General features: G+C 65.4%; 14 protein-coding genes and 1 pseudogene. 6 read left to right on the forward strand and 9 right to left on the reverse strand.

Going from position 1 to position 20,312, the window contains the following annotated elements; genetic code table 11:
* The first annotated feature begins 46 nt into the window (after nt 1–46).
* Nucleotides 47–466 (forward strand): type II secretion system protein, encoded by a 420-nt coding sequence (locus tag QFZ83_RS32280; protein WP_307512481.1) that lies wholly within the window; start codon nt 47–49, stop codon nt 464–466.
* A 749-nt stretch (nt 467–1,215) separates the two neighbouring features.
* Here the strand turns inward: QFZ83_RS32280 and QFZ83_RS32285 are convergent.
* From QFZ83_RS32285 to QFZ83_RS32295, 3 genes are read right to left on the reverse strand one after another with little or no spacing between them, the layout of a single operon-like run.
* Nucleotides 1,216–2,205, reverse strand: a complete 990-nt coding sequence (locus QFZ83_RS32285) for an ornithine cyclodeaminase family protein (RefSeq protein WP_307512483.1) — start codon at nt 2,203–2,205, stop codon at nt 1,216–1,218.
* Between the two features lie 55 nt (nt 2,206–2,260).
* Nucleotides 2,261–5,719, reverse strand: a complete 3,459-nt coding sequence (locus QFZ83_RS32290; protein WP_307512485.1) for a molybdopterin-dependent oxidoreductase — start codon at nt 5,717–5,719, stop codon at nt 2,261–2,263.
* Nucleotides 5,720–5,759: 40 nt separating this feature from the next.
* A complete protein-coding gene (locus QFZ83_RS32295; RefSeq protein WP_373457520.1) occupies nt 5,760–7,244 on the reverse strand; it encodes a short-chain fatty acid transporter in 1,485 nt (494 codons plus the stop codon).
* A gap of 135 nt (nt 7,245–7,379) precedes the next feature.
* On the opposite strand from QFZ83_RS32295, the gene QFZ83_RS32300 reads away from it, so the two are divergent.
* On the forward strand, nt 7,380–8,315 hold the full coding sequence (locus QFZ83_RS32300; protein WP_307512487.1) for a LysR family transcriptional regulator: 936 nt from the start codon (nt 7,380–7,382) through the stop codon (nt 8,313–8,315).
* A 54-nt stretch (nt 8,316–8,369) separates the two neighbouring features.
* Here QFZ83_RS32300 and QFZ83_RS32305 read toward each other — a convergent pair whose 3' ends face one another.
* The 3 genes from QFZ83_RS32305 to QFZ83_RS32315 form a co-directional block, all read right to left on the reverse strand.
* Nucleotides 8,370–9,137 (reverse strand): class II aldolase/adducin family protein, encoded by a 768-nt coding sequence (locus QFZ83_RS32305; protein WP_307512489.1) that lies wholly within the window; start codon nt 9,135–9,137, stop codon nt 8,370–8,372.
* Between the two features lie 197 nt (nt 9,138–9,334).
* The gene (locus QFZ83_RS32310) at nt 9,335–10,999 is read right to left on the reverse strand and encodes a long-chain-fatty-acid--CoA ligase (RefSeq protein WP_307512860.1); all 1,665 of its coding nucleotides are present in this window, start codon (nt 10,997–10,999) and stop codon (nt 9,335–9,337) included.
* Nucleotides 11,000–11,039: 40 nt separating this feature from the next.
* Entirely contained in the window at nt 11,040–12,071 is a 1,032-nt protein-coding gene (locus tag QFZ83_RS32315) for a 2-dehydropantoate 2-reductase (RefSeq protein ID WP_307512491.1), read from the reverse strand.
* Between the two features lie 362 nt (nt 12,072–12,433).
* On the opposite strand from QFZ83_RS32315, the gene QFZ83_RS32320 reads away from it, so the two are divergent.
* Nucleotides 12,434–13,618 carry an aminotransferase class V-fold PLP-dependent enzyme gene (locus QFZ83_RS32320; protein ID WP_307512493.1) on the forward strand — a complete coding sequence of 395 codons (1,185 nt, stop codon included), beginning with the start codon at nt 12,434–12,436 and terminating at the stop codon, nt 13,616–13,618.
* Between the two features lie 9 nt (nt 13,619–13,627).
* On the opposite strand, the gene QFZ83_RS32325 is transcribed toward QFZ83_RS32320, so the two are convergent.
* Nucleotides 13,628–14,509, reverse strand: a complete 882-nt coding sequence (locus tag QFZ83_RS32325; RefSeq protein ID WP_307512495.1) for an AraC family transcriptional regulator — start codon at nt 14,507–14,509, stop codon at nt 13,628–13,630.
* A 116-nt stretch (nt 14,510–14,625) separates the two neighbouring features.
* Between QFZ83_RS32325 and QFZ83_RS32330 the strand changes: the two genes are divergently transcribed.
* The 3 genes and pseudogenes from QFZ83_RS32330 to QFZ83_RS32340 all read left to right on the forward strand — a co-directional run bounded on the left by QFZ83_RS32330 (nt 14,626) and on the right by QFZ83_RS32340 (nt 17,658).
* Nucleotides 14,626–15,462 carry a transporter substrate-binding domain-containing protein gene (locus tag QFZ83_RS32330; RefSeq protein ID WP_307512497.1) on the forward strand — a complete coding sequence of 279 codons (837 nt, stop codon included), beginning with the start codon at nt 14,626–14,628 and terminating at the stop codon, nt 15,460–15,462.
* 3 nt (nt 15,463–15,465) lie between these two features.
* Nucleotides 15,466–16,599, forward strand: a pseudogene (locus QFZ83_RS32335) (acyl-CoA dehydrogenase family protein); the annotation flags it as partial.
* A 39-nt stretch (nt 16,600–16,638) separates the two neighbouring features.
* A complete protein-coding gene (locus QFZ83_RS32340) occupies nt 16,639–17,658 on the forward strand; it encodes an MDR family oxidoreductase (protein WP_307512862.1) in 1,020 nt (339 codons plus the stop codon).
* Nucleotides 17,659–17,701: 43 nt separating this feature from the next.
* Here the strand turns inward: QFZ83_RS32340 and QFZ83_RS32345 are convergent, their stop codons facing one another.
* On the reverse strand, nt 17,702–19,159 hold the full coding sequence (locus QFZ83_RS32345; protein ID WP_307512864.1) for an NAD-dependent succinate-semialdehyde dehydrogenase: 1,458 nt from the start codon (nt 19,157–19,159) through the stop codon (nt 17,702–17,704).
* A 14-nt stretch (nt 19,160–19,173) separates the two neighbouring features.
* A complete protein-coding gene (locus QFZ83_RS32350; RefSeq protein ID WP_307512499.1) occupies nt 19,174–20,295 on the reverse strand; it encodes a DSD1 family PLP-dependent enzyme in 1,122 nt (373 codons plus the stop codon).
* Nucleotides 20,296–20,312: the final 17 nt, after the last annotated feature.

Here is a 20,312-nt window from a genome sequence, read left to right on the forward strand (position 1 = left end):
ATCAAGGCACCAACGGTATCGCCAGCGAGGGGTGGGATACATCTTCATGTTGCTGGCGGTGTTCCTTTTGTCCTTGGGCGTTGGCAAGGCGGTGGACGTCTATTCGACAAGCGCGCAAAGGGCGCGAGAGGACGAGTTGGTGCATGTAGGCTCCCTGTATCGGGAGGCTATCAAGGACTACTACCTGAGTGCCCCTAACGGACAGCATCGGTATCCGCTGCAACTCGAAGATCTCCTGAAGGATTCGCGGCACTTGGTGACGCGTCGCTACCTGCGTCGGCTGTACCAGGACCCGATGACCGCCAAGATGTTCACTCCGCTTCTCTCCCCTCAAGGTGGAATTTGGGGCGTGGCGAGCACTTCGTCTCGTGCACCAATCCGAGCAATGACTCCCGCAGGGGTGATCTTGAAGCAACCACCTGCGCAACACTATTCGGACTGGCAATTCGTATACGACGGGACCTGACTCGACCGCAGTGGCCATCGCTAGCGTCGAGTGGATGACAGCACAGAGGGCCATGCGGTCGCGGCTGGGGCGAGTATGTGGTTTTAGGTCCCATTCTCTCTTGCGCAGAGGTAAGGTCGAGGTATTGAGCAGGCCAGCATCCATAACCGACGCGCATAACCGGAGCATCAGGTGTGATGAGTTGAATTTCGCGTTGTTCTGCAGTTTCGGTTGGCCGCAAGCTTGTTCACCTAGTCATCGAGTCGCGCGATAATCTAACCAAGATCGGCTGAGTGCACCCAATTTGCGTTGCGCCGGTCTGGATGGTCTGGTGTACCTGAAGGTGTACCCATAGAGCCGGAACAGAGACTGAAAGCAAGTACTGGTGCAGGTCGCGAACGATTTTTCGATTCCGCCCCAGCTTTAATTGGGGTTTTGGCTGCTCAGCCAGTCTCGCAGAATCAACGACTTACCGCTGCGAGCCACGGTTTGTGATTCGATTCCAAGTTTCCTTGCTTGCTTCCACTTCTCGTCTTAAAAGGCGTGTCCTGCAAGCTTGGATATCTGATCTTGCTGGCCCCTTGGATGCGCGAGTTCGCCTTTGCGAGCCTAGCCCGTCAACGCCTGTGTGGATCTTCCGCAGCTTGTCCCGCTGTTTTCGCGATTTAGTTGCCTCAATCGCGAACCATGTCGCCACCTCTATTAATCCTACGATCCCTGCTTTGAAAATTGCAGGACAAGGGGTTCCGTTGGGCCGTCTTAGACGGAAATTACTGCGTTAGCTGGGCCAATTCTCGGCAGCAATCTGAAGGAGCGTTTCTCATTGAGTCGTGCTCCAACACCAAAATCGCAGCGGCGAGATCTTCAAGTGCTGTGCCGACCGCTTTGAAGACGGTCCGCCCACACCCTGTGGATCGCGCCATCACCTTTCCGGCAGCTAGGTCGGCCAACGTGCCTGCCGTGTCCCGCGCTTCGAATACACCGCGCGACATAGGCCCCAGCAGATCGCCGCTCTTCAACAACGCCTCCTGGGTATCAACGAAAAGCCGGGCACCCGCGAAGCAGGCGTCGTCGGCTTCCCGCATGTGCGGGGTGAAGCTGCCGATCAGATCGAGGTGGCCTTGCGCACGCAGCCATGCGCCTCGCACTACGGGCTGCGTGGCCAGCGTCGCACAGCTCACGATGTCGGCATTGGCCGCGGCCGCGGCCAGATCGAGTGCCACGACGGCGTCGATGTCCTGCGCCCGAAGCCGCGCGGCCAGTGCCGTGGCTGCCGCTTCGTCTCGGTCCCACAGCGCGATGCGATCGATGGGCCGCACGGCGCGATAGGCCTCCGGCAACAGGCTGCCGACACGTCCGCAGCCGACCACGAGCAGGCTTCGCGCGTCCGCAGGTGCGAGGTACGAGGCGGCAAGCGCCGACGCCGCCGCCGTGCGCCGGGACGTGATCTCGTTGCCGTCGATTTGCGCCAGGGGCTCTCCCGTGCGCGCGTCGTAGAGCATGTACGTCGAAAAGAGTCCCGGCAAGCCGCGCGCCGCGTTGCCCGGGAAGATCGTCACGGTCTTGATGCCGAAGTAGCGGTCCTGCTGCCAGGCCGGCATGACGAGCACCGTCTGTTGCGGGCCGTCGGCCGTGGGGTTCAGTGCGTGCGTGTGCCGCAACGGAACTTCGCAGCCCGCGACGAACATGTCGCGCAGCGCTGGAATCAGCCGGTCGAACGGCAGTGCGCGGCGTGTGCTTTCGGCGTCGATGATTTTCATGGGCGGGATCGAAGAAGAATGAGGAAGAGGACGAGGAACAGGGGAGGGGGATCGGTCACGCATCGAGCACGATGTCCTCGAGCGGCACTGCCTGGCAGGTCAGGCAGATGGCTGGGTCTTCCGGCTCGGTGCCATGAAGGTGGCGCACCTTTCCGGCGAGCAGGCGCACCGCGCAGCTTTCGCATTGCCCCACGCGGCAGCCGCTTGGCAATTGCAGGCCGCGCGACTCGGCGAACGTCAGGAGCGTGCCCTCACTGGGCGTCCAGGTCGCGGCTGCTCCGCCGGTCCTGTCGAATCTGACGGCAAAGCGTTCGTCGCCATCCATCGAATTCACGACCGGCGACCGGAAGACTTCGCTGAAGATGTCGAACCGCGGAACGCCTCGGGCCACCAATCCGGCAGTCAAGGTTTCCATCATGGCGGGCGGGCCGCACATGAAGAAGCGCGCGCGTTGTGCAATCAGTGCGTCGTCCACCACGCTGGCATCGATGTAGGCGTTCGATTGATAGTCGAGGCCAGGGCGGTCTTCGGGTAGTGGCGCGTTGTAGTGGTCGATCACCCGCAGGTGGGGCAGCCGCGCGCGGTGCTGCGCGATGCGCGCCCTGAACGCGTGGGTCCTGCTGTTCAGGTTGGCGTAGTAGAGCCAGATGGCCGGTTCCTGCGCGCCATCGGGCAGAGATTCGAGCAAGCTCGCGAACGGCGTGATGCCGATGCCCCCGGCGAAGAAAACCAGCGGCTGCTGCAAGCGCCGGGGCAAGACGAAGCCCCCGGACGGGGCGCGCAGCGCGAGCGTATCGCCCACCTTCAAGGCGCGGTGCAGGTGGCTCGACACGAGGCCTTCAGGTGCCGCGCCGCCAGGGCTCGAGCGCTGGTGGCGCACGGCGACGCTGTAGCCGCGCCGGCCCGGCTCCTCTGCGTTGCCGGTGAGCGAATAGGCGCGTGTGACCTGGGTGCCGTCCGGCAGCGTCAACTGCATCTCGACATGCTGGCCGGGGTGATAGTCGGGAAGCTCGCCGCCGTCTGCCGCCCGCAGGTGAATGCCGAGCACGCCCTCTGCTTCGCCCCGTAGCGCGCTGATCTCGAAAAGACGGTGGCCGGTCCACTTGCGCTGACGCCTTTCCGTGGCCTGGTCGCGCTCGACGTCGCACAGGAACGAGCGGTGCGGCACGGACCCGCTCACCGGGTCGCATTGGTCGGCGGAGATCAAAGCATTGAAGTTGCTGCTCAAGGCGCCTTCGGTCGGCAGCTCGGGCCTGTCGAGTTCGCTGCAGCCCTGCCACCAACCGAACTCCGCCACGATGAGGTCGTCCGCCAATTGCGGCGTGATGCGAGCGACGAATCGCGCATGCCCCACGCGTGTGTTGATGCGAATCCAATCACCGTCCGCGATGCCCTTGGCGGCCGCAAGGGCGGTGCCCAGTTCGGCCACCGGCTCGGGCGCGCGTTTGCGCAGCGACGGCACGCTGCGGTGCTGGCTGTGGCAGTAGAAGCCGTTCTTCGCGGAACTCAACACGTACGGAAAGCGGCCCTGGTGCGTGGCGTTCGCTTCGCGCGGCGTGTCGGCGGGCTCCACGAAACTGGCCACGGGCGGTTGGCCATGGCGCAGGAGCGTCTCGGAATAGAGCTCGACGCGGCGCGTGGGCGTGTCGAATCCGCGCACACCCGACGCCGTGGCCTGCGCGAATTTCCGTTCGCTTGCGTCGATGGCGCAGGCGATGCCCTTGGGGCGCTCGCGAAGCGCAGCGACGGTCAGGCCCAGGGGTTCGAGCATGTGGTTCCACCCGCGCTCGAGGCTGCCTCCGAAGAAGTCGTTGCCCATGCCGAGCCGCACGGCCAGTTCGAACACGATGTCGTTGTCCGAGCGTGCTGTGCCTTGGGGAGGCACCATGCGCTGTCGCAGCTGCACCCAGCTCGCCGCACGGTCGTCAATCTCGAAGCCGACGCGAAGCCCTTCGCGCTCCCACGGCGTGTTGACCGGCAGCAGGATGTCCGCATAACGCGCCGCCGGTGTTTCGAACAGGTCGCAGTGGACATGAAACTCCAGCTGCGACAGTGCTTGCTGTGCGAGGCCGGTATCGGCTTGCGACACGGGCAGGTTCGTGCCGAAGGCCACCATGGCACGCACCTTGTACGGCTCGCCTTCGAGGACCGCGCGGTAGGTGTCGCGCGCCGTCACCCATCCCTGCGAAGGCGGCCCGATCGGGCGCTGCGCGAGGCCCAGCGCCTTGGCGCGTTGTGCGTCAGGCAAGAGGGAGAGGGCATTGACCTGGTTCACGCGCGGGCCCGTGCGCACCCGGTTTGCGCCGATGCGATCGAAGCTTCCGCACAGCGCGTACAGCGTGGCGACCGCGCGCTCGGATTGCGTGGCGTTGGTGTGCTGCCCGATCCCGGTCCACGCGTGGTAGGCCACGCGACGGCTGCTGCCGAAGAGTTCGGCAACGGCGCGCAACGAGGCCTCGCTGACGCCGGTGATGCGTTCGACTTCGCCTGGCGTGTAGCGGGCGCAACCCTGCACCAGGAGCTCGAAGGCCGGCGTGCATGAGAGTCGATCGGCTGCCGCATCGACCACCACGGCGCCGCGCAGGCGAAAGTGCCTGGCGTCCAGGGGGTCGACGGCTTGCTCGGTGTTGTAAGGCACCGCGCCGCCGCATGCGTCGCTCCACACCATGAAGCGATTGGCCTCCGCATCGGGGCGAAGGTCCCGCTCCATCAGGAACTGCCCGTTGTCGCCGCGAACCAGCAGCGGCGCATTCGTCCACTCGCGCACGAACCCCTCGTCGAATGTCGCATCGGCGATCAGCAGGTGGACGAGGCCGAGCGCCAGCGCCGCGTCGGTGCCGGGGCGGACCGGCAACCACGCGTCCGCCTGCCTGGCTAGCGCGGTGGGGCGCGGGTCGATGACCACCATCTTCGCGCCGCTCGCGCGACCGCGCGCGATGGCACCGGCCTGGGCGAGCCAGGTGTTGGCAGGGTTGTGGCCCCACAGCACGATGAGATCCGCCTGCGCATAGTCGGCCGCGGGCATGCCGCAGCCGAAAGTGAAGGCGTGTGCGAAGTCTTTGTGCCAGTTGCAGACTTCGGTCGCATAGCAGATGTTGGGGCTGCCGAAGAGGCGCACGAAGCGCTCGATCCAGTCGATGCTGTCCGAGAGCGGTGTGCCGCTGGGCGTAGTCACGGCGAACACCACCGACTCGGCACCGCTCTCGGCCTTGATCGCGGCCAGCCGCTGCGCGGTTTCCGCGAGCGCCTCGTCCCATCCGATGCGCACCCACCCCGGGTCTGCGTCGGTCTTGGGCCGCGTGCGGCGCATGGGATAGCGCAGGCGATGCGGACTGTGCACCAGCTCGGGCGCGGACTTTCCCTTCATGCACATCGCCTGGCCGGTGGGGTGCGAAGGGTCGGGCCGGACCGACACCAGCGCGTCGCCGCGCACCTCGTTGAGGGTGCCACAACGCGAGCGGCAGAGCGTGCAAAAACCGGCTTTGGTTTCCGTTGTGGTGGACGTCGCCGTCATGGGCGTGGATGTCGTTTGCATCTGGAGCCAGCGTGTCGCGTCAGGGCATCACCGGTGGGATGTACGCGAGGGTCCTGCCGAAGAACCAGAGCATGAAAAGAACCAGCGGCGCATGCACCAGCAACTGCAGGAAAGTGAACCCCACGATGTCGCGTGCTCTCAATGAAAGTACGCCCAGCAGCGGCAGCATCCAGAACGGGTTGATCAGGTTGGGCAGCGCCTCGGCCGCGTTGTAGACCTGCACGGCCCAGCCCAGGTGCACCTTCAGGTCGTTCGCGGCCTGCATCACGTAGGGGGCTTCGATGATCCACTTGCCGCCGCCCGAGGGAATGAAAAAACCCAGCACGGCGGAATACGCGCCCATCACCACCGCGAAGCTGTCGACGCTGGAGATGCTCACGAAGAGGTGCGCGACGCGGTCCGACAGCGTGATGCCGCCGTCGCCCTTGGCGCCGGTCAGCATCGCTGCGATTGCGCCGTAGAGCGGAAACTGGATGATGACGCCGGCCGTCGTGGGCACCGAGCGCGACACCGCGTCCAGGAAGCTGCGCGGGCGCCAATGCAGCAGCAGCCCGATCATCAGGAACAGCAGGTTGTAGGTGTTCAGCCCCGAGATCGCGACCAGCGGACTCTTGGCCATGAACTCCTGCGCGAGCCAGCCGAAGCCCAGGGCGCACAGCAGCAGCGTGAGCAGGGGGCTGCGCTCGAACCATTCACCGGGACGGCGGACCGCGACGCCTGTAGCCGCCGGCTTCGGCTCCGAGAGGTCCACGCCGAGCTCCTCTGCCGTGACCGCGTCCTGAGCGCTGGGCGCCGACCACAGCGCAATGGCGATCGACACGGCCATCAGCACCAGTGCCATGGCGGCCGACTGCCACAGCAAGATGGTCTGGCTGAACGGGATGACACCGGTGATGTCCAGGATGCTCTTGGGCAGGCTGCTGGCATTGGCCTGCAACTGCGCCGCCGAAGAACTGAGCCCGAGTGCCCAGGTCGCGCCCATGCCCAGGTAGGCTGCGGCGCCGGCGGCGCGGTAGTCCATGCGCAGCTCGCGACGGCCCGCCAGCGCGCGCACGAAGAGCGCGCTGAAGATCAGCGAAATGCCCCAGTTGAAGAGCGACAGGATCATGCTGATCGCCGCGACGTACGCGATGGCCTGGCGCCCCGACACCGGCAGAGCGGCAAGTCGCCGGATGAGCCGCGCTGCCGGGGGCGAGGTTGCGACGACGTAGCCACCGATCGCCACCAATGCCATCTGCATCGTGAAGACGATCAGGCTCCAGAAACCGTCGCCGAAGGACTTGGCCACTTCACGCGGGCTGGAGCCATTGAGCAGGGCCGCGCCGGCGACCACCACCACGGCAATCGCGGCGAAGACGAAGGCGTCGGGGAACCACCGTTCCGCCCACGCGGTGAAGCGCAGGCCCAGGCGGCTCAGAAGCCCCGCGTTGGCTGCGCCGTTGCCCGCGGCAGGCGCAAGGTGGCCGGACTCGAGGTCGGGCGTTGGCGTGGATGTGGATGGCATGTCTCGTCCTTGTGCGGTGGAACCGTCGGGTCCTCGTCACACGCCCGACATGGCGTGCTGGCAGATGTTAGGAATTTGCACGAAGAATTCATAATCTCTATTTTCAATAGAGCGATATAGAGCCAGCCTATGTCAGTGACCATCAAGCAGTTGCAGCATTTCGTGGCTGCCGCAGAGACCCGACAGGTGTCGCGCGCCGCCCAGCGCTGCTATGTGAGCCAGCCGTCGCTGACCACGTCGCTCAAGAACCTGGAGGCGACGTTGAAGGTGCAGCTGTTCACGCGGCATTCGGACGGGCTGCGGCTGACCGTGCAGGGCGAGGGGTTCCTTCGGCACGCCGAGCACATCCTGCGCACGCTCGCGTCGGCTGTGGACGAGACGCGCAACTCGAAATCCTCGGTGGAGGGGCGCGTGCGGATCGCCATCACGGACACCGTCTCCGAATACATGCTTCCACGGATCATCGGCGCGATGCGCACGCAACTGCCGTTGGTCGAGCTCGAACCGGTGGAGCGCAACCGCGTGGAGATCGAGCGCGGTCTGCGCAGCGAGGAGTTCGACCTCGCCGTGGTGCTGGTCTCGAACCTCTCGCGCGCACCGGACATCCGTCGGGAGAATCTGCTGAAGTCGCCGCGGCGCCTGTGGACATCGTTCGACCATCCGCTTGCGTCGCAAAAGCTTGTCTCACTGCGCGCGGTGGCCGAGCTGCCCTTCGTGCTGCTGGACATGGACGAGCACGTGGAAACCGTGGGTCGCTACTGGAGCGCCAGCAAGCTCCAGCCGAAGGTGGTCTTCCGAACCAAATCGATCGAAGCGGTGCGCAGCCTCGTGGCGCAGAACATCGGCGTGACCATCCTGTCGGACCTGGTGTTCCGGCCCTGGTCGCACGACGGCGGGAAAATCCGCAGGACTGTGCTGGCCAGCGCCGTGCCCTCGATGGACCTGGGAATCGCCTACCGTCGCGGTGCTGTCCTGTCGAAGGCTGCTGAAGCGTCGGTGAACGTCCTGCGGTTGCTCGCCAGGACGCTCACGCGTGAATCGCAGCCTCGTACCGATGACGATCCGGAATAGGTCGGCGCTCGCCGCTGCGTTGGTAACGCCCAGTGGTGGAAATGTCTCGGCAGGTTATTGACGATAGCTGTTGTCTAGCTGGTCCAGTTTGCGGATCAGAGAGGGCCACACGAACATGCCACCAAGCCCCCCGCTTTGCACCTTTCTCGCCTGGCCCACGCCATCGATGATCTTCGGATCGACGTGCGTGAGTTCGCTGCCGCCCGATTGCGCCGCAATCTGGATCTGGCAGGTGGTCTCGAAGTTGTACATCGACAGAAACGCATCGGCAATGGTCTTGCCGCAAGTGAGCAGGCCGTGGTTGCGCAGCATGAGGAAGTTGGCATGGCCCATGTCGGCCTGCAGGCGCGGCTTCTCGTCGTCGCGGAAGGCCACGCCTTCGTAGTCGTGATACGCGAGCGAGGTCAAGACGAAGGTCGATTGCTGGCTGATGGGCAGCACGCCGTTCTTCTGTGCGCTCACCGCGATGCCGGCCTTGGTGTGGGTATGCAGCACGCACAGGATGTCTTCGCGCGCGGCATGCACCGCGCTGTGGATCACGAAGCCGGCCGGGTTCACCGGGTAAGGCGACTCGATGATCTTGTTGCACTGCTGGTCGACCTTCACGAGGCTCGATGCGGTGATCTCGTCGAACATCAGCCCGTAGGGGTTGATGAGGAAGTGATGCTCGGGGCCGGGCACGCGCGCGCTGATGTGCGTGAACACAAGGTCGCTCCAGCCATAGAGCGCCACCAGGCGGTAGCAGGCGGCGAGGTCGACGCGCAGTTGCCACTCCTCGGCGGAGACGAGCTTCTGGATTTCGGATTGGGAGTTGGCGTTCATGGGCAGGGCTCGGAATTGTGGGTCTGGATTGGAAACTGAGCAGAAGGTGCAAGCCTCGCGTTCATCGAAGGGTTGCGTGTCCGTCGCCACGGACGTCGCCCGACAAACCACTTGCTATGCACCGCACTGCAGGAACAGCAGCGTGGTTGTCGAGCGGCAAGCTGGCAAGGTCATCAGCAGCACGCGGTAAAAGCAATCTAGCTGGATCCTGCTTTTTCGGCATCCTGCAGCGCGCGCCAGTTCACCTTGCCGGTTGCCGACTTGGGCAACTGCGCCACGAAGCTGATCACTCGCGGACTCTTGTAGACCGCCATCTGCCCGCGGCTCCATTGGATCAGTTCGCCTTCGGTCACTTGGTCGGCGAAGCCGGGCCTCAGCACGACAAGCGCCTTGACTGTTTCGCCGCGGCGGGCATCCCCCGAAGCAATCACGCATGCTTCCTGAACGGCCGGATGCTGATAGAGCTTGCCCTCCACCTCCGCCGGCCATACCTTGAAGCCGGATGCGTTGATCATGCGTTTGAGCCGGTCCGCGAAGACGAAGAAGCCTTGTGCGTCCCTGGTGGCCAGATCGCCCGTCCGAAGGAAGCGCCTGTTGCCGATACGAACGAACGCGGCATCGTCGGCCGCCGGGCTGTTCCAGTACCCGAGCATCAATTGCGGTGCGTGAATCAGAATCTCTCCCACGGCGCCAGGCGCCACCGCCTCGCAGGTGTCGGGGTCGACGATGCGTGCGTCCACATCGAACAGCGGTATGCCCAGGCACTGCAGCCTGTCGCCGCCCGGCGGGCAGAGGTGCGTGGCACCCATGGTCTCGGACAGGCCGTAGCCTTCTGCGTAGCCAATGCCGAGCCGATTCCTCATCGCCTGCGCCACGGCACTGGGCATCGAGGCGCCGCCGCCGCCGACATGGCGCAGGCTGGAGAAGTCGTAGGTGTCGAGCTTCGGGTTCGCCATGAAGTCGATGGCCATGGTGCTGATCAGCCCAAGGCTGGTCACGCGGTAGCGCGCGATGCTCTCGGCTGCCGCCTTGCGATCCCAGCGCGGTAGGACGACCACTGTGGACCCGACATACAGCGGGCCGTTGAGGCCGCTCTGCATGCCGGTGACATGGAACATGGGCAGCACCGAAAGCGTGACGCTCGCGGCCGTCGTGTTGAACCAGGCAGACGCCGTGACCGCATTCACCATGGTGGTGCGATGCGTGTGCATGCATCCCTTGGGCTGGCCGGTGGTGCCTGAGGTGTAAGGCAGCACGGCCAGATCGTCAGGGCCGGCGCGAAGAGGCCCCGGTTCGCAGCCCGTGGCGAGCGCGACTGCCCACGACACCGCTTGTGGATGGTTCAGGGCCGCCCGAGGCGCAGTCACGAATTCGGGAATCTCCAGGTCGGTGATCTGCTCGAGGTAGTCGCTGTAGGTCGCAACGACTACGCGGTCGATAGTGTCGCCAAGCATCGGGCGGATGCGCTCGAAAAGATCCTGCGCCGCAAAGGCAACTCTCGCGCCGCTGTCCCTGGCCAGGTGCGCGAGCTCTTCGGTCACGTTCATCGGATTGATCGGCACCACGACGGCATCGGCGCGCAGAATGGCATAGAACGCCAGCATGAACTGCGGACTGTTCTGCATGTAGAGAAGCACACGGTCGCCCTTGCGCACGCCGCACTCGCTTTGCAGATACCCAGCCATGCGCTCGGTCTCCTCCTTGAAGCGCTGAAACGACAGCAACGAGTCGTAGAAGATGACGAAGGGCCGCTCGCCGTAGCGCAGCGCGGAGATCTCCACGTTGCGGAACAGATGGGTTTGGGGAATTGGCAGGCTGCGCGGCGCGTGGGCAGGCCATGCGTCCAAAGAAGTGCTGGTCATTGCGTGCGGTACGGATAAAGGACGACGGAGATGTGCGCACTCAGGCGTGTAGCGAGGGGCAGGGGAGCGCGAGATGGTCGAGCATGCTGCGCGCATCGATATGGCGTTCTCCTCCGCGCTCGGCCGCATGCACGAGGGCGCAGATCCTTTCGTTCGCGGGCGCCGTGCGCCCCTGGCTGCGAGCAAGCCGGACGACGGCCCCGTTGAGTTCTTCGACCTCGGTGAGGCGGCCTGCCTCCAGGTCCTCCCACATCGACGAGCGAGCGCGGGCATCGATGCTCGCCATGATGGCACCCTGTTGTGCGAATTCGTCATCGGGCAGGCGCAACAGCGCACTCAGACGATCGGGTGCTACGCCGCCGAGTTGCGCGGGGTGGATTCCTGCAACTTCAAGTGCATCAAGTGCTTCGTCGACCAGCGCGGCAAGCACGTCCCGGTAGCGCCGGTCCATCAGTTGCGTGCGCAGCGGCTTGCCCGACAACGCATTGACTGCGTTGTTCAGGTTGAGGATCAATTTTCCCCACTGGACCTCACGGAAATTCGCGCAAGGGCGGAGCGGAAGGTGCGCGGACCTGAAGACGGGCAGCCACGGCTGCCAGCGCGGATGGTCCTCCACCACGATGTCGCCCGTCGTCCCGCGGTGAAGGCGGCCATCGGGGAGTTGCACGACGTTGAACGGCACCATGGCGCCGAGTACCGCCTGGTGCGGAAGACGGCTGCGCAACTGGGACACGTTGCCCATGCCATTCTGAAAGCTCACAATCAGAGCGCCTCTGGGCACGAGATCGAGGATCTGCTTCGCAGCGGCCGCCGTCGCCGCGCTCTTGACCGCAACGATCACCAGGTCGGCAACGCACAGCGCTTCGGGTGTTTCGGAGAAACGCACCATGCCGCTGGGCACGCGAGCTTCCCAGCCCCGCGCGCCGGACATCACGAGGCCATGGCACTCGATGCGCCCGCGCATGGCGGCGCGGCCGACGAGGCTCACATCGGCCAGCGCGGCGATCAGGCTGCCGCCGACGAAGGCGCCGATGGAGCCGGCACCGAGAACGACGATGTTGTTTCTTTGCATGACGATGGGTCCTTGCGGCGGATTCTGCAAGGCGGTGTCGCCCCTGTCGTTTCGTTTCTTGCGTGTGCCAGCGGAATTCAGCGAAAACGTGCGGCCGACCCCCAATGGCAAGTTCTTGAAGATTCGTCGTACACGCGCAGGATTTGGAGAGACGAGCGCAACGCGGATCCGGACAATCGCCGGCGACCGCCCGCATAGTTAAGTCGCATCGCGAATGCCCTGGAGCGATCCGGGTTGCTTATCGAGCATCGGGCACCCCGCAGTGCCTGTACTGGTCAGCAGACCGAACCGGCATTCGCTCGGGTGGGCGCCCTTGCAAAAAACGCGATCCGGCCTCGACGATCGTCAGAAATGGAAACTCGGTGAACCCAACGCTCTTCAACCTCGAGCAACTTCGGCGGGACACGCCTGGCGTGGCGCACCGCATCCATCTGAACAATGCCGGTGCCGGACTGCTGGCGCAGCCCGTGCTCGAGAAGATGGTCGGCTACTTGCGGCGCGAGGCAGAGATCGGCGGCTACGAAGCCGCCTACGAAGCATCGGGCGAGCTCGCGGCGGTCTACGACAGCGTCGCGCGCCTGATCGGCGCCTCGCCCCCCGAAATTGCGCTGACCGTGAACGCGACGGTGGCGTGGCAGATGGCCTTCTACGCGCTGCGCTTCAAGCCCGGCGACCGCATCCTGACGGCCAGGGCCGAATATGCCGCCAACTATGTGGCGTTTCTGCAGGTCGCCCGGCGCACCGGTGCTGTGATCGAAGTGATTCCGGACGACGCTCAGGGCGTGCTGGATCCCGCCGCGCTCGAACGCATGATCGATGCGCGCGTGCGCCTGATCGCCATGACGTGGATGCCGACGAACAGCGGCCTGGTGAATCCGGCCGAGCAGGTGGGGAGGATCGCGCGCGCGCACGGCATTCCCTACCTGCTGGACGCGTGTCAGGCGGTCGGGCAGACGCCCGTCGATGTCGAGCGCTTGGGCTGCGACATGCTTTCGGCCACCGGCCGCAAGTTCCTGCGCGGGCCGCGCGGCACCGGCTTCCTGTACGTGCGCAAGTCGCTTATTCCCGACCTAGAACCGCCGATGATCGACCACTTCGGCGCGGTGTGGGTGGCGCCCGAGCGCTATGAGCTTCGTCCCGATGCGCGCCGCTTCGAGACGTGGGAGAACAACTACGCGGCACGGCTGGGCTTGGGCGCGGCCGTCGACTATGCGCTGGCGGTGGGGCTGGGCGAAGCCGAGCGGCGCTGCAGGCACTTGTCGTCGGCGCTGCGCGATCTCCTGCGCGACATACCAGGTGTCGAACTGCACGACCCCGGCCCGGCGCTTTCGGCCATCGTGTCGTTTTCGCTGCAGGGCCGCGACGCGGCTGCGATCAACCTGCAACTGCTCAAGGCGGGCATCAACATCAGCCATTCGAAGCCGTCTAGTGCGTTGCTCGATCACTTGGCCCGGCAACTGCCGACGGTGCTGCGTGCCTCGCCGCACTACTACAACACGTTGCAGGAACTCGAAGCATTGGCGGCCGCGCTGCGCGCCCTGCGTTGACGCCCGCCATCAACCTTGGCTCGCTCGCCACTGAAGCGGTGACCGGCCCATGTGCCGCTTGAACTGCGTCGAGAAGTGGCTGGACGAGCCGAAGCCGCAGGCCAGGGCAATGTCCAGGATGCTCCTGGCCCCTGGATCCGGGCGGCCGGTGCTCCACAGCATCCGGCAGGCGGCCTGGATTCGCCCGGCAAGGATGTACTGATGCGGCGATTTGCCTGTCGCGTCGCGGAACACCCGGCAGAAGTGGAATTGGCTCATGCCGGCAATCCCGGCGAGCTCCGAGACCGGCAGCGCCGTGGCCAGGTTGCTGTCGATGTGCTCCCGGACCGCCTGCAGTGGATCGGCCTTGTGGACGGTCGGCGACTGCGCGCGCTGCTGCCGCGCGACGCGTGCCACGAGCGACTTGGCGAGAAACTCGGTCTCGGCCGCCCCGTCGGGACTTCCTTCGCTGAGGTCGGCCAGCAGCGCCTGAGCGAGCGACAGGACCGCGCTGTTTGGAAGCAGCGCCTGATGCACCAATGCCAGATCGCTGTACCTGAGCCCTCGCTCGATGCAGCACGCCGCCAGCAGCTGCGTCGATACCACGAAGACCACGAGCCGCGCCGGCTTCGGCGCGCGCTCCGCGCTCAGAGCGTAGGTTGAACGGTGGCGCAGCGCCAGGCCCGGCGGCGTGATCAACAGCCCGTTCCTTCGGCAGAACAAAACGCCATCGCTTCCTGGTCCCGAAATCCGCGTCGCGAACGCCGGGCCGATGTTGAAGCTGATGCGCAGCCGGTCGGAGCGAGCGACGGCGTACTCCGGTCCGTCGATGTGAAGAATGGACAGGCCCACATGCGCGGAGGCGGATGGAACGCGGTGCGCCGCATCGAAGCGCGCGGAATTGGGCGTCATGGCAGCTCCTGCGCGCACGATTCTGAAAGCACACGCGCGGCAAAGCATGAACGCAGAAGACAGCGTTGCGGATGAATCCAACAATTCATTTTCCATTTCCAAGTTCGAAGGTGTCTATGAAACTCATGCAACTGATGCGCGCTGCCGGCGCGCTGATCGCGGTGCTCGGCGCCGCATCCCCGCTCCTGGCGCATGCGGACAAACTCGACGATGTGCTCAAGCGCGGCTATCTGATCGTGGGCACCACGAGCGCCACGCCCCCCTTCGGCTGGAAGGACGAAAAAGGCGAGCTGCGGGGCTTCGACGTGGACATGAGCCGGCTCATCGCCAAGGCGCTGTTCGGCGATCCGAACAAGATCAAGTTCGAGCTTGTCAGCAACGACACGCGTTGGCCCGCGCTGCAGAACGACCAGGTCGACCTGCTCGCGCACTCGGCCACCATCACTCCGTCCCGCCTCGTGCGCGTGGGCTTCACGCCGCGCTACTTCGACACCGGAATCACGGTGGTCATCAAGAGCGACTCGAAGATCAAGACGTTGGCCGACCTGAACAACCCGGCCGTGACCATCGCGACGCTCACGGTTCCCGAACAGATCGATCTGGTCAAGAGGATGGCGCCCAAGGCCACAGTGTCTAGCTTCGGCTCGGTCGACCAGCAGTCGCTCGCGTTGCGCTCGGGTCGCGTGCAGGCGCTGTTCGTCGATCTGCCCATCGGCATGTGGTACGCCGCGACCAACCCCGACCTGAAGGTGGTGCCAGAGGTGTACGGCGGCTATCAGAACTACGGCCTGGCTTACAAGCTCGGCGAGCTGCGCTGGAAGCAGTTTCTGGACGGCTTCGTTACGGACCTGACCACCGGCTATTCGTACATCGAATACTCGGCCATCTACAAGAAGTACTTCAGGATGGACCCGCCGCCGCAGCGCAGCTACAAGATTCCAGGTGCGGCCTGAATCATGAACGTGATCGAAGAATTCGACCGGTCGCTCGAACCGGTGGAGCGTGAGTTCCAGGCGCGTGTGGCCGCGTTCGCCGCCGCACGCAGCACGCAGATCGCGAGCGCCACGCATGCGCAGATCTGGATGGGCGAGCTCATCCGGGACGCTTGCAGGCAAGGGCTTGCCGGCATCGAAGTACCCACGTCCCTGGGCGGCTCGGGGTTGAGCTTCGGCTCGCGCATACGCACAGCCATGGAACTGGGCAGAGCGGATTTCTCGCTGGCCTTTGCATTCATCAATCACCACAGCGCGGCTCTGCGCATTGCGCTCGGCGCGTCCGACGCAGCGCGCGAGAAGTGGTTGCCCGGGATGCTCAACGGCGACCTGATCGGATGCACGGCCATGTCCGAAGGCGAGGCGGGCAGCGACTTCGGGGCCATACGCACGACCGCGCGCAGGGTGGAGGACGGTTGGGTGCTTGACGGCGAGAAGCGCTGGGTCGCGAATGTACGGGGCTGCGAGGTCGCTTTGGTATTCGCACAGACGGATCGCACGGCAGGTACGGCGGGCATCGCATGCTTCATCGTGGATCTGCGCAAGGCCGGTTGTACGCGCCTTCCCGAAGATCCGGTCCACGGCCTGGCGCCGGCCGGCATCGGCGGCTTCGCGCTGAGCGCGTACCGAGTGCCAGACAGCGATGTGCTCTACGCGCCCGGCTCGGCCTTCCGGATGGCGATGGCGAGCGTCAACAAGGCGCGCACGCACGTGGCGGCCATGGCCTGCGGTCTCCTGTCCACCGCCTTGCGTGATGCGGTGGCATACACGTCGTCGCGCATGGCGTTTGGACGGCCCGTGCTCGAACAGCAGGGGCTGCGCTGGAGTCTCGTTGACGTCAGCCTGACGCTCGAGAACATGGAACTGCTCACCTTGCGGGCCACACGAATCGCGGATGACGAAGGTGTCGGCGCCGTTGTCGCAGCCGCCATGGCCAAGAAGTTTGCCGGCGAGCAATGCCTCCGCGGCGTTGCGGCGTGCATCCAGGCGATGGGCGCCACGGGCATGGGCGAGGCACGCGGCCTGGTGTCCAAGCTGGTCGCCGCCAAGGCGCTGTGCATGGCCGACGGCACGACGGAAATGATGAACGAACGCATCGGAGCGTCGCTCGGCGCCCGACAGGCCGAGCCTGTCAAGATGACGCAGTGCGCGACGGTCGCTCCCCCCGAACCATTTCGCGCGGTCCTGCTTCGCCGGGATGACGCGGGGACCACGCTGGCCGGGGTCGCGACCCTGGGCAATGGCGACCTGCCTGCTGGCAGCGTCGTGGTGCGGATCGCGTATTCCACACTCAACTACAAGGATGCACTGGCCATCACCGGTCAGTCGCCGGTCGTGCGCAAGTTCCCGATGGTGCCGGGGATCGACCTGGCGGGCACCGTCGAACAGAGCGCGGATGCGCGCTACCGACCTGGCGACCAGGTGCTGCTCAATGGATGGGGCGTGGGCGAGACCCATTGGGGCGGACTGGCGCAGCGGGCCTGCGTGCGCGCAGACTGGCTGGTGCCATTGCCGGCCCGAATGTCGCCACGTGCTGCGATGTGCATCGGGACCGCGGGCTACACCGCCATGCTGTCGGTGATGGCGCTGGAGGCGCGCGGGATCACGCCAGAGGCGGGCGTCGTTCTCGTCACTGGCGCCAACGGCGGCGTCGGGACCATCGCGATCGCGCTGCTGTCGAGGCTGGGCTATGCCGTGACGGCCTCGACCGGACGCCTGGAAGAGGCGCCGCGGCTCAAGGCGCTTGGCGCCACCTGCGTGATGGACAGGCGAGCGCTGAGCGAGCCCGGCAAGCCCTTGCAAAAGGAATCCTGGGCCGCTGCGATCGACTGTGTGGGGAGTCATACGTTGGCGAACGTTCTGGCGGGCATCCGATATGGCGGCGCGGTGGCCGCCTGTGGCCTGGCACAGGGCATGGATCTCCCGGCCAGCGTGGCCCCCTTCATCTTGCGCGGCGTGGCGCTGGAAGGCGTGGACAGCGTGCACGCGTCCTTCGAGCGCAGGACCGTGGCCTGGACGCGCCTGTCGCACGAGCTTTCCAACGATGTGGTCGAAGGGAACACGCGCGAGATCGGGCTGGCGCAGGCGCTGGAAGTCGCGCCCGAACTGCTGCGCGGGCAGGTGCGCGGGCGCGTGGTGGTGGACGTCAATCGCTGAACCAGGGGGGCGGGCAGGGGCGGGGCTTTGACCCGCGCACTGCTCAGAGAGCCATGATGGAAACTGTCTTGGTCACCAGGTAGGCCTCCAGCGCCTCCGGACCGCCTTCGCTGCCGTATCCTGAGTCCTTGACGCCGCCGAAGGGCATCTCGGGGAACGGTGTGGGCGGCTGGTTGATCCACACCATGCCCGCTTCGAGCGATTGCGAGATCCGTCGCGCATTGGCGATCGATTGGGTGAATGCATAGGCGCCCAGTCCGTAGGCCAGGCGGTTGGCTTCCGCGATGGCCTCGTCGATGTCGTCGAAACCCCGAATGGCCGCGATCGGACCGAAAGGCTCGTTGTTGAAGACATCCGCCTGCAGCGGAACGTCGGTCAGCACGGTCGGGGCAAAGAAATTTCCTTCCATGTCGAGCCGCCTTCCGCCGGTTGCAAGCGTGGCGCCGCATTGCACGGCATCTTCGACCACGCGCTCCATCGCTGCCAGCCGGCGGGCATTGGCCAACGGGCCCAGCGTGGTCGCCTCCGCGAGCCCGTCGCCGGGTTTGAGGTTCTTTGCATACGCGACCATTGCTTCCTCGAAGTTCTTCCGCAGGCTGTTGTGCACGAGGAAGCGCGTAGGCGACACGCAGGCCTGGCCGGCGTTGTGGAATTTAGTCGGTGCGAGAAAGCGTACGGCAAGGGCTGCATTGGCGTCGCTGGCCACGATGACCGGCGCATGGCCGCCAAGTTCCATGCTCGCGCGCTTCATGTGCTTGCCGGCAAGCGCTGCGAGCTGCTTGCCAATCGCCGTGGAGCCGGTGAAGGTGATCTTGCGAATCAGCGGATGCGCAATCAGGTGGTTGCTGATCTGCTCCGGCTCGCCGAAGACCAGGCCCACTGTGCCTGCGGGCACGCCGGCGTCGACGAACGCGCGCAGCAGCGCGGCGGGCGATGCCGGTGTCTCCTCTGGCGCCTTCACCAGCATCGAACAACCGCAGGCCAGCGCTGCGGACAGCTTGCGCACGATCTGGTTGACCGGGTAGTTCCAAGGCGTGAAGGCCGCTACCGGGCCGACGGGCTCTTTGGTCACGAGTTGCTGCATCGCTGGGTTCCGCGGCGGCACGATGCGCCCGTAGACGCGCAGTCCCTCGTCGGCGAACCATTCGATGATGTCGGCCGAGGCGTGCACCTCCATCATTGCTTCGCTCAGCGGCTTGCCTTGCTCGGTGGTCAGAACACGTGCGATCGAGGCGGACCGCTCGCGCAACAGGCCCGCGGCTTTGCGCATCACGGCAGCCCGTTGCACGGCGGGCACGGCGCGCCAGAGTTCGAACCCCTTGTGCGCGGCCAGAACGGCGCGCTCGAGGTCGTCAATTGACGCAGATGCGACGCTGCCGATCTTCCGGCCAGTGGCGGGGCTGAGTACCGGAATCGTGCTGCCTGTGGTGGATGGCTGCCATTCTCCGTCGATCAACAGCTGCGTATCGGGGTAGTTGGGGTGAAGGTCGGGGGATGTCATCTTGTGAGCTTTCTTCAATGACTGGCGCCGCGCGCGGAGATGGGCCAGATGGCTTCGACACGGCCGCCGCGCACGCAGATGTAGTGGTCGTGAAGGTTGACGGTCGGGTCGCAATGCGATGGAATCAGCTTGAGTCGCGTGCCCAGCGGAATGTCGGCGTCCGGCGAGAGCAGTGCGATCGTGCCGTGCTCGTCGGAGGCCGCCACCAGACGCGCCTTCGGCTGGCCTTCGATGGTGGGCAAGCCCTTCTCCAAGGTGTACGACTTGAGGCCCGCGTCGACGATCACGCGGCCCTTGCCGGCCGTGCTCATCACGGTCGCAAGCACGAACAGGCTGTGCTCGAATTCGGCATAGGGCGCGCCGTCGTTGCCTTCAATGGCCGCGTACTCGCCATCCATGAAGACGTACGAACCGCACTGCAGTTCGGTCCACAGCTTTGAAGCCCCCTCGAACATGAAGGTGCCGGTGCCGCCGCCGCCGATCACCTTGCACTCGAGACCGGCGAGCCCGATCGCGTCGATGCTCAACTGGACGGCTTGCGCTGCAACTTGAACGGCCTGCGCGCGTTCGTCGTAGGTTTTCAGGTGCTGGGCCTTACCCTCATAGGCCTGCAGCCCTTCGAAGCGCAGGCCCGGCGACGCCGCAATGTGCCGCGCCAGTGCCGCCGCGGGTTCTCCCGGCGGCACGCCGCAGCGCCACATGCCAAGGTCGATTTCCACGAGGGCACCGAGCTCGACGCCGAACTCCTGCGCGGCGCGTGACGCGGCGTCGACCTGTTCGACGGCGTCGAAGCAAAGCGAAATCCTGGCTTGCTTGGCCAGTCCCGCGAGGCGACGCAATTTCTGCAGATCGAGCACCTGGTTGCTGACCAGGATGTCGCGCACGCCTCCGCGCACCAGCGCCTCGGCCTCGCCGACCTTCTGGCAGCACTGGCCGATGGCGCCCAGCTCGATCTGGCGGACGGCGATGGTGGCGCTGCGGTGCGTCTTGGCGTGCGGACGCAGGCGAATGCCTGCGTCGCGAGCGAAATCGGCCATCTTCTGCAAGTTGCGCTCGAACGCATCCAGGTCGAGGATGAGGGCGGGCGTGTCGATCGCGCCCAGGAGATCGCCGACGCGAGTCGCGACTGTGTTCATTGGAATGTCCGGAAATA

It is taken from the genome of Variovorax sp. W1I1 (genome assembly GCF_030815625.1).
Taxonomy (GTDB): Bacteria; Pseudomonadota; Gammaproteobacteria; order Burkholderiales; family Burkholderiaceae_C; genus Variovorax; species Variovorax paradoxus_C.

Excerpts from the sequence above, each read along its gene's own strand:
- QFZ83_RS32280 (WP_307512481.1), top strand. The coding sequence starts at position 47 with ATGTTGCTGGCGGTGTTCCTTTTGTCCTTGGGCGTTGGCAAGGCGGTG.
- QFZ83_RS32340 (WP_307512862.1), top strand. The coding sequence starts at position 16,639 with ATGACGCAGTGCGCGACGGTCGCTCCCCCCGAACCATTTCGCGCGGTC.
- QFZ83_RS32315 (WP_307512491.1), bottom strand. The coding sequence starts at position 12,071 with ATGCAAAGAAACAACATCGTCGTTCTCGGTGCCGGCTCCATCGGCGCC.
- QFZ83_RS32310 (WP_307512860.1), bottom strand. The coding sequence starts at position 10,999 with ATGACCAGCACTTCTTTGGACGCATGGCCTGCCCACGCGCCGCGCAGC.
- QFZ83_RS32290 (WP_307512485.1), bottom strand. The coding sequence starts at position 5,719 with ATGACGGCGACGTCCACCACAACGGAAACCAAAGCCGGTTTTTGCACG.
- QFZ83_RS32330 (WP_307512497.1), top strand. The coding sequence starts at position 14,626 with ATGAAACTCATGCAACTGATGCGCGCTGCCGGCGCGCTGATCGCGGTG.
- QFZ83_RS32295 (WP_373457520.1), bottom strand. The coding sequence starts at position 7,244 with ATGCCATCCACATCCACGCCAACGCCCGACCTCGAGTCCGGCCACCTT.
- QFZ83_RS32325 (WP_307512495.1), bottom strand. The coding sequence starts at position 14,509 with ATGACGCCCAATTCCGCGCGCTTCGATGCGGCGCACCGCGTTCCATCC.
- QFZ83_RS32350 (WP_307512499.1), bottom strand. The coding sequence starts at position 20,295 with ATGAACACAGTCGCGACTCGCGTCGGCGATCTCCTGGGCGCGATCGAC.
- QFZ83_RS32345 (WP_307512864.1), bottom strand. The coding sequence starts at position 19,159 with ATGACATCCCCCGACCTTCACCCCAACTACCCCGATACGCAGCTGTTG.
- QFZ83_RS32305 (WP_307512489.1), bottom strand. The coding sequence starts at position 9,137 with ATGAACGCCAACTCCCAATCCGAAATCCAGAAGCTCGTCTCCGCCGAG.
- QFZ83_RS32285 (WP_307512483.1), bottom strand. The coding sequence starts at position 2,205 with ATGAAAATCATCGACGCCGAAAGCACACGCCGCGCACTGCCGTTCGAC.